General features: G+C 62.3%; 9 protein-coding genes, 1 tRNA gene and 2 pseudogenes. 4 read left to right on the forward strand and 8 right to left on the reverse strand.

Going from position 1 to position 7,656, the window contains the following annotated elements; translation table 11 throughout:
- From ACILRA_RS16510 to ACILRA_RS16530, 5 genes and pseudogenes are all read right to left on the reverse strand, one after another.
- A partial coding sequence (locus ACILRA_RS16510) for an NAD(P)H-dependent oxidoreductase subunit E (RefSeq protein ID WP_395663167.1) occupies positions 1 to 283 on the reverse strand: 283 nt, incomplete at its 3' end.
- Positions 280 to 1,473: an NADH-quinone oxidoreductase subunit D gene (locus ACILRA_RS16515; RefSeq protein WP_395663168.1), complete on the reverse strand. Its 1,194-nt coding sequence runs from the start codon at positions 1,471 to 1,473 to the stop codon at positions 280 to 282. The genes ACILRA_RS16510 and ACILRA_RS16515, both read right to left, overlap by 4 nt.
- Positions 1,473 to 2,072, reverse strand: a complete 600-nt coding sequence (locus tag ACILRA_RS16520) for an NADH-quinone oxidoreductase subunit C (RefSeq protein WP_395663169.1) — start codon at positions 2,070 to 2,072, stop codon at positions 1,473 to 1,475. The genes ACILRA_RS16515 and ACILRA_RS16520 overlap by 1 nt, the downstream gene beginning before the upstream one ends.
- A 1-nt stretch (position 2,073) precedes the next feature.
- Positions 2,074 to 2,559: pseudogene (locus tag ACILRA_RS16525) on the reverse strand (NuoB/complex I 20 kDa subunit family protein); the annotation flags it as partial.
- Between the two features lie 29 nt (positions 2,560 to 2,588).
- The gene (locus tag ACILRA_RS16530) at positions 2,589 to 2,954 is read right to left on the reverse strand and encodes an NADH-quinone oxidoreductase subunit A (protein WP_395663170.1); all 366 of its coding nucleotides are present in this window, start codon (positions 2,952 to 2,954) and stop codon (positions 2,589 to 2,591) included.
- A 408-nt stretch (positions 2,955 to 3,362) separates the two neighbouring features.
- Between ACILRA_RS16530 and ACILRA_RS16535 the strand changes: the two genes are divergently transcribed.
- Both ACILRA_RS16535 and ACILRA_RS16540 read left to right on the forward strand, forming a co-directional pair.
- The gene (locus ACILRA_RS16535; RefSeq protein ID WP_395663171.1) at positions 3,363 to 3,581 is read left to right on the forward strand and encodes a hypothetical protein; all 219 of its coding nucleotides are present in this window, start codon (positions 3,363 to 3,365) and stop codon (positions 3,579 to 3,581) included.
- A gap of 171 nt (positions 3,582 to 3,752) precedes the next feature.
- Positions 3,753 to 3,842, forward strand: a pseudogene (locus ACILRA_RS16540) (hypothetical protein); the annotation flags it as partial.
- Between the two features lie 194 nt (positions 3,843 to 4,036).
- On the opposite strand, the gene ACILRA_RS16545 reads toward ACILRA_RS16540, so the two are convergent.
- From ACILRA_RS16545 to ACILRA_RS16555, 3 genes are all read right to left on the reverse strand, one after another.
- Positions 4,037 to 4,113 (reverse strand) — tRNA-Asp (locus ACILRA_RS16545).
- Positions 4,114 to 4,166: 53 nt separating this feature from the next.
- Positions 4,167 to 4,547: a RidA family protein gene (locus ACILRA_RS16550; protein WP_395663172.1), complete on the reverse strand. Its 381-nt coding sequence runs from the start codon at positions 4,545 to 4,547 to the stop codon at positions 4,167 to 4,169.
- Positions 4,544 to 5,518: a small ribosomal subunit Rsm22 family protein gene (locus ACILRA_RS16555; RefSeq protein ID WP_395663173.1), complete on the reverse strand. Its 975-nt coding sequence runs from the start codon at positions 5,516 to 5,518 to the stop codon at positions 4,544 to 4,546. Before ACILRA_RS16555 ends, ACILRA_RS16550 begins: the two co-directional genes overlap by 4 nt.
- Positions 5,519 to 5,613: 95 nt before the next feature.
- Here ACILRA_RS16555 and sbmA point away from each other — a divergent pair, with 95 nt between their 5' ends.
- Together sbmA and ACILRA_RS16565 are read left to right on the forward strand one after the other, a co-directional pair.
- The gene (gene sbmA, locus ACILRA_RS16560) at positions 5,614 to 6,864 is read left to right on the forward strand and encodes a peptide antibiotic transporter SbmA (RefSeq protein WP_395663174.1); all 1,251 of its coding nucleotides are present in this window, start codon (positions 5,614 to 5,616) and stop codon (positions 6,862 to 6,864) included.
- Positions 6,865 to 7,009: 145 nt separating this feature from the next.
- Positions 7,010 to 7,656 (forward strand): MipA/OmpV family protein (locus tag ACILRA_RS16565; protein WP_395663175.1); only part of this gene is annotated, 647 nt, incomplete at its 3' end.

Genomic DNA, 7,656 nt, shown 5'->3' on the forward strand with positions numbered 1-7,656 from the left:
TGTGGGCGACCTTGCCTACCGGGGCCAGTTGGAACATGGTGTAGAAAGTCGCAACCTCGAGCACGCGGATGTAGGACATGTCCAGCATGTCCGCCACGTGTTCGATCACGGGCTTCGACACCCAGTTCTCATTCTGCTCCTGCGCGCGCCAGAGCAGCGGAATGACGGCGGAAGCCTGTTTGCCAGCCGGATATTTGGCGATGGTCTGCTTGGCCCAGGCAAGATTCTCCGCATTGAAAGCGAAGCTGTCGGGCTGCACGGAATGAAGACGGCGTACGCTCACCGGTCCACCTCACCAAAGACGATATCGAGAGAGCCGAGGACGGCCGAGACGTCCGCCAGCATGTGGCCGCGGCAGATGTGGTCCATCGCCTGAAGATGCGCAAAGCCGGGAGCCCTGAGCTTGCAGCGGTAGGCCTTGTTGGTGCCGTCGGACACCAGATAAACGCCAAACTCGCCCTTGGGCGCCTCGACTGCGGCATAGACTTCACCCGGCGGCGTGTGGAAGCCTTCCGTGTGGAGCTTGAAGTGGTGAATGAGCGCTTCCATGGAGCGCTTCATCTCGCCCCGCTTCGGCGGCACAACCTTGCCGTCCGCAGCGGAGACGGGTCCGGTCTTCTCCGATCCCAGCAGGCGGTTCACGCACTGCTTCATGATCTTCACGGACTCGCGCATTTCCTGCATGCGGATCAGGTAACGGTCATAGCAGTCACCGTTCTTGCCGATGGGAATGTCGAAATCCATCTCGTTATAGCATTCATAGGGCTGCGACTTGCGCAGGTCCCAGGCAGCGCCTGAGCCGCGCACCATGACGCCGGAGAAGCCCCACTCGAAGCATTCCTTCAGCGAGACGACGCCAATGTCGACATTGCGCTGCTTGAAGATGCGGTTGTCGGTGAGGAGCCCCTCGATATCGTCGAGCACCTTGTTGTGATGGTCGCAGAACACGCCGATGTCCTCGACGAGCTCCGGCGGAATATCCTGGTGCACGCCACCCGGGCGGAAATAGGCGGCATGCATGCGCGAGCCCGAGGCGCGCTCATAGAACACCATCAGCTTCTCGCGCTCCTCGAAGCCCCACAGCGGCGGGGTCAAGGCGCCAACGTCCATCGCCTGCGTGGTGACGTTGAGGAGATGTGACAGAAGCCGCCCGATCTCCGAATAAAGCACGCGGATCAACTGCCCGCGCTTCGGAACCTCGAGGCCCAGCAGCCGTTCGATGGCGAGCGCCCAGGCATGTTCCTGATTCATCGGCGCCACATAGTCGAGGCGGTCGAAATAGGGCACGGCCTGCAGATAGGTCTTGTACTCGATCAGCTTCTCGGTGCCGCGGTGCAAGAGGCCGATATGCGGATCGACGCGCGTGCAGACCTCGCCATCGAGCTCAAGCACCAGGCGCAGCACGCCATGGGCCGCAGGATGCTGGGGCCCAAAGTTGATGGAAAAGTTACGGACGGTGGACGAGTCTGTCACTACTTCGCCTTTTCATCGCCGGGGATCACGTAGTCGGTTCCCTCCCACGGGCTCAAATAATCGAATGCGCGGAATTCCTGGGCCAGCTTCACGGGCTCATAGACCACGCGCTTCACCTCATCGTCCCAGCGCACTTCCACATAGCCGGTGAGCGGGAAGTCCTTCCTCAGCGGATGGCCTGAGAAGCCATAGTCGGTGAGGATGCGGCGCAGGTCCGGGTGGCCGGAGAACAGGATGCCATAGAGGTCGAAGGCCTCCCGCTCGAACCAGTTTGCGGCAGGGAAGACGGAGATAGCGGAGGGCACGGCCGTGTCCTCATCCGTCTCCACCTTCACGCGGATGCGGCGGTTCTTGTAGGGCGCGAGCAGGTGATAGACCACGTCGAAGCGCTTCTCGCGCTGCGGATAATCAACGCCGCAGATATCGATGAAGCAGACGAAGCCACATTCGGCGTCATCGCGCAGGAAGCTCAGCACGCGGATGATCCCGGCGGCCTCGGCCATTACGGAAAGTTCACCGAACTCCACCTTGAACCCTGTCACCGCGCTTCCCAGCTTGGTGGCGATGTGCTCGCCCAGTTCTTGCAAAGTCTCAGCCATGTCAGCGCTCGATCGTTCCGGTGCGGCGGATCTTTTTCTGCAGCTGCAGAATGCCGTAGATCAGCGCTTCGGCCGTGGGCGGGCAGCCCGGCACATAGATGTCGACGGGCACGATGCGGTCGCAGCCGCGCACCACCGAATAGGAATAATGGTAGTAACCGCCGCCATTGGCGCAACTTCCCATGGAAATGACGTAGCGCGGCTCCGGCATCTGGTCATAGACCTTGCGGAGTGCTGGCGCCATCTTGTTGGTCAGCGTGCCGGCCACGATCATCACGTCGGACTGGCGGGGCGAGGCGCGCGGCGCGAAGCCGAAGCGCTCCAGGTCCCAGCGCGGCATGGAGGCCTGCATCATCTCGACCGCGCAGCACGCAAGGCCGAAGGTCATCCACATCAGCGAGCCGGTGCGGGCCCAGTTGATGAGGTCATCGGAGGCAGTGACGAGAAAGCCCTTGTCAGCGAGCTCGGCGTTGATTTCGGTGAAGAACTCGCGCTGCTCCGGGCTTGCCTGTTCGATCAATCCCATTCGAGGGCTCCTTTTCTCCACTCATAGATGAAGCCGATGGTCAGCACGCCGAGGAAGATCATCATCGACCAGAAGCCGAAGACCCCGACCTCCTTGAGCGAGACCGCCCAGGGGAAGAGGAAGGCCACTTCCAGGTCGAAAATGATGAAAAGGATCGACACAAGGTAGAACCTGATGTCGAATTTCATGCGCGCATCGTCGAAGGCGTTGAACCCGCACTCATAGGCCGAGAGCTTTTCGGGATCCGGATTGCGGATGGCGATCAGAATCGGCGCGATCAGCAGGATCAGGGAGAAGCCAAGAGCCACCCCCAGGAAGATGACGACGGGCAGATATTCTCTCAAAAGATCAGGCATTTTGCTTTCGCCTTTGGCTCCGCCCGGGTGGCGGAGAAGAATCCGCCGCTTGGTAGCGCACGGGCCCTTCACCCGCAAGTTTTTCGGCACAGTTGTCAAGCAGGAGTGACATGTGTCGCAGGGGCGAACCTTACGCCCGGGGGCTGATTGCAGCGCCGCCAGCCTGACCGAGGCCTGGGATCTCGAAACCGGTACCTGCGTCAAGATGCCATACTCTGCATGCAAAAGTTGTAGAATCTCCTTGAATCGAAAAGGATTTCAGTCACCCATAGCGTGCAAACCTTTGCTGTTTTTCGTCTGTTTTCAATCTTAGATACGTAGAACTACGTATTTTCTACTTCCTTGAGGCCCTAATTACAGCCTATGCAGGAAATGTTTTCAGTTTTGGCTAACACAGGGAGATCCGAGATGCCAAATCGCAGACTGTTCCTTGCCGTGTCCGCCGTAGCGTTAAGTCTGAATCTCTACCTCGCAGCGTCGCCTGTCGTCCCCGGCGCCTATGCGAAACAAGCGGCGGCAACGCCAATGGCGGCAGTTCAAGCGGCAAAGGTGCAATCGTTGGCAGATCAAGCGGGAGCCGCGACCGGTCCGAAAGCGATCAATCTCCAGGCCCGTTCAACAGCGTGACCTGCAACACAAACTGGGTGAACGGGGCCTGCCTCGGCGACGGCAACTAAATCACCCACTGGCCACGGCCGGTACGTCCCCCCGGGCCGGCCGTGGCTTCCCCCTGAAAACAAGCCGCACCGCGGCATCATCACCTCAGGTCCCTACCGCTTCAACAAGCACCCGGCCTATGTGGCCAAGAACATCTCATGGTGGCTGATCAGCATCCCATTCCTGCCCATGGATGGGTCGCCCGTCACCGCACTTCAACTCTGCCTCGGGCTTGCCGGCATCAATGTGATCTACCTGCTCCGCGCCCGGACGGAAGAGCGGCATCTCTCGCAGGATCCGGTGTACCGTGACTATGCGGCCTATATCCGCGCACATGGCATCTTCCGCTGGCTGCCGCGCGGCATCGGCCATGGCCCAAACGAAAAGGGCCACCCTGCAGGGCGGCCCTTTTCGTCTGTTCTGAATGGCGCGAGTGACGGGGCTCGAACCCGCGACCTTCGGCGTGACAGGCCGACGCTCTAACCAACTGAGCTACACCCGCAATTCAGGTGAAGCGCGTGATAGAGGAGGCCCTACCCCCTGTCAAGCAAAGCCTCAGCGTTTTTTGCCCGTCACCTCGATCTCGATTTTCATGCGCGGATCAACCAGTCCTGCGACGATGGCGGTTGCGGCCGGGCGCGTCTTGCCGAAATATTTGCTCAGCACAGGCCAGCATGGCGGGAAGTCCGCGGCATTCGGAAAGATGTAAGTGACGCGCACCACGTCTTCGAGCGAGAAGCCCGCCTTCTCCATCGCGGACTTGATGTTGCGGAACGTCTGCTCCGCCTGCTCGGCCACGTCCCCAGAGATCGTCATGGTCTCATAGTTGAAACCGGTGGTGCCCGAGACCCAGATCCAGTCGCCGTCCACGATGGCGCGTGAGTAGCCGATCTCGGCCTCAAAGCGCGAGCCGGATGAAATCTGCTGCCTGGTCATGCTTCGTCCTTTGCCATTGCTGGTTCGCCGAACAGGCTGCCCCAGTCCAGTTTCCGCGCCAGCTTGTAGGCTGCCCCGTCCCGCCTCGCAACAATACGGGTCTCGATCCTGCCGCCGCCGCACAGCCTGAAGCTGGACCCCGACTTCGCGTGGAGCGGCGGCGCGATGACGCGGGCAAGGCCGGACGGCGCCCCCTGCCTCGCCACCACCAGATAGGCGAAACGCTCGTCCTCGAAGGGCACGCGTGCGCCCTTGGCATGCATGTGGGCCCTGCTGCGGGCCAGCCTGACGCTGAAATGGCACCAGTCGTCCCCGGTGATGGGGCAGGCCAGGGCATGGGTGCAGGGCGCCACAGGCACCGCCCCCTGCCCCAGCAGCGTCTCCCGCGCTGCACGGATGCGGGCAAAGCCCTGGGGCGTTCCCGGCTCAACAATGACCAGCAAGGAGCGGCTGGCCGCCCAAAGCCTGGCCGCGGCTGCCGCCGCCCGCGGCAGGGGGAGTTCAGCCAGCGCATAGGCCGCGACCACCAGATCGGCGCCAAGCCCAGGGGGCGGCGCTTCGATCGACCCCTCCACGGCGTCAGCACATGAGAGCGGCGGAGGCCCCGCCGCCGCCAGGCTGGCCGCCAGCGTCAGGAAAACCGGCGCGGTATCAAGGAAGATGACGCGTGACAGGCCCGGCCAGGCCTCGACGGCGGCCCATGAGGCGGTGCCGGGGCCTGAGCCCGCATCGAGCAGGCTTTCCGGCGTAAGGTCCGGCCGCCTGGCGCGGGTTTCCGCCAGCACCCGCGCGACGGCGGCATAGGTGGCGGGAAGCCGCGCCACCAGATAGGCAGCCGGATCGACCGCGGCGGAGGAGCCTCCCGCCCGGTAGGTGGCGGAGAGGGCGTCACTGCCGGCACGCCGGCCGCCCTGGCCATTGCGCTCCAGCCAAGCCGCGATGGCGCCCTGAAAGGGACCGGGCAAGGTCATGATGATGGAAGCACCTTCATTTGCATCGGCTGGTCCTCAGGCTCTATCTGCAGTAATCGATTTCATTGTTCCTCACACCCCCGCCAAGGCACCCAATGTTCATTTCCTTCTTTCCCGCGCCGCGCCTGTTCTTCATCTCCGCCGCCGCATGGACGCTGTTTGCCGTCCTTCTCTGGTTCTTCCTGGTTAAGGACCTCGGCCACATCGCCGGGCTGGAAAACCCGCCGGAGGGCACGCCCCCCATCATCGGCATTTCGGTGTTCTGGTCCAAGCCCTTCCTGTGGTTCTATATTTACTACGCGCTGGCTGTCGGCATATTCGCTGGCGTCTGGCGGGTGCTGTCGCCGCAGCCGTGGTTCTCCTGGTCGGTGCTGGGCACTGCGCTCATCGTCTTCGTCATCTACTTCCAGGTGCAGGTCAGTGTTGCGATCAATGCCTGGTATGGCCCCTTCTGGGACCTTGTCCAAGCGGCAGTATCCAAGTCGAGACCGGTAACGCTGCCGGAGTTCTACGCCCAGATCCTCACCTTCTTCTCCATCGCCTCGGTGGCGGTCACCGTCATCGCGCTCAACAATTTCTTCGTCAGCCACTACCTGTTCCGCTGGCGCACGGCGATGAATGACTTCTACACCGGCCACTGGGCCAGGCTCCGCCACATCGAGGGCGCCTCGCAGCGCGTTCAGGAGGATTCCAAGCGTTTCGCCGTGCTGACCGAAACGCTGGGCGTCAACCTGGTCGATGCGGTGATGACGCTGATCGCCTTTCTTCCGCTGCTGCACGGGCTCTCCGCCAATGTCTCCGAGGTTCCACTGCTCGGCGCCATCCCCTATCCACTCGTCACCATGGCGCTCATCTGGTCGGTGTTCGGCACCGCCCTGGTGGCCCTGATCGGCCTCAGGCTTCCCGGCCTTGAGTTCCGCAACCAGCGCGTCGAGGCCGCCTACCGCAAGGAGCTGGTCTATGGCGAGGACGATGCGAACCGGGCCCAGCCACCCACCCTCAGCGAGTTGTTCAAGGCGGTGCGCGTCAACTACTTCCGGCTGTATTTCAACTATCTCTACTTCAACGTCGGCCGCTACCTCTACATCCAGACCGACAACATCTTCCCCTTCATCGTTCTGGCGCCCACCATCGTCGCGGGCAAGATCACGCTGGGACCCCTCAACCAGATCCTGAGCGCCTTCGGCCAGGTGCGCGATTCGCTGCAGTTCCTGCTCAAGTCCTGGCCGACGATGATCGAGCTGCTCTCCGTCTACAAGCGCCTGCGCAGCTTCGAGGCCACCCTCGAGGGCGAAGCGCTGCCGGAGATCGACCAGGAATTCATCAACACCCGGCAACCCGCATGAGGGCACGCCACATGCTGAAGCCGCCCGTGGCCGCCCGCCGGCAAGACCTTCCCCTCGAGCGATTTGGCGCCTGGCCTCAGGGCGCGAAATCGCAGCTTTCCGGCATGGCCAGAAATTGGTAAGCTTCATCAACGATAATCGCGAGATGATGATGACAAGCCTCAAGACCGCCCTTGGTGCCGCCGCCGCCCTGATGATCGCCGCCATGCCATCAGCCCAGGCGGAGGACAACAGCACCGACCAATATGTCCTTGATCTGGGCATGGGACTGATGGCCAAGCCCCGTTATCCGGGCTCGGATGAGGTGATTGCGGTGCCCTTTCCCATCATCTCGGTGGGCAAGTTCTTCATTCCGGGCATCGGCCAGGTGATCGACGAGGACGAGCGAATCAAGCGCCTCAGCATCTATCCCTCGTTCAATTTCAATGGGCGGCGCGAATCCTCCGATTCGAACGAACTCGAGGGCCTGGACGATGTCGACTGGGCGCTGGAAGTGGGCCTCGGCATGGCCTACCGGCATGACTGGATCCGCGGCTTCGTCGAGGTGCGGCAGGGCTTCAACGGATACTCCGGCCAGGTGGCCGACTTCGGCATCGACTTCATCGTCAACCCGACCGAGGACCTTCAGGTCATGGTGGGCCCCCGGGCGGGCTGGGGTTCAGACGGCTACATGGACACCTATTTCGGCATCACCCCCGGCGAGGAAGCAGACAGCGCCCTCTATGACAAGGCCTTCGATGCCGAGGCAGGGTTCAACACGGTGGGTGCGGCGGCCACGGCCAGCTACGACCT

This window comes from Aestuariivirga sp., assembly GCF_044239095.1.
Classification (GTDB): domain Bacteria; phylum Pseudomonadota; class Alphaproteobacteria; order Rhizobiales; family Aestuariivirgaceae; genus Aestuariivirga.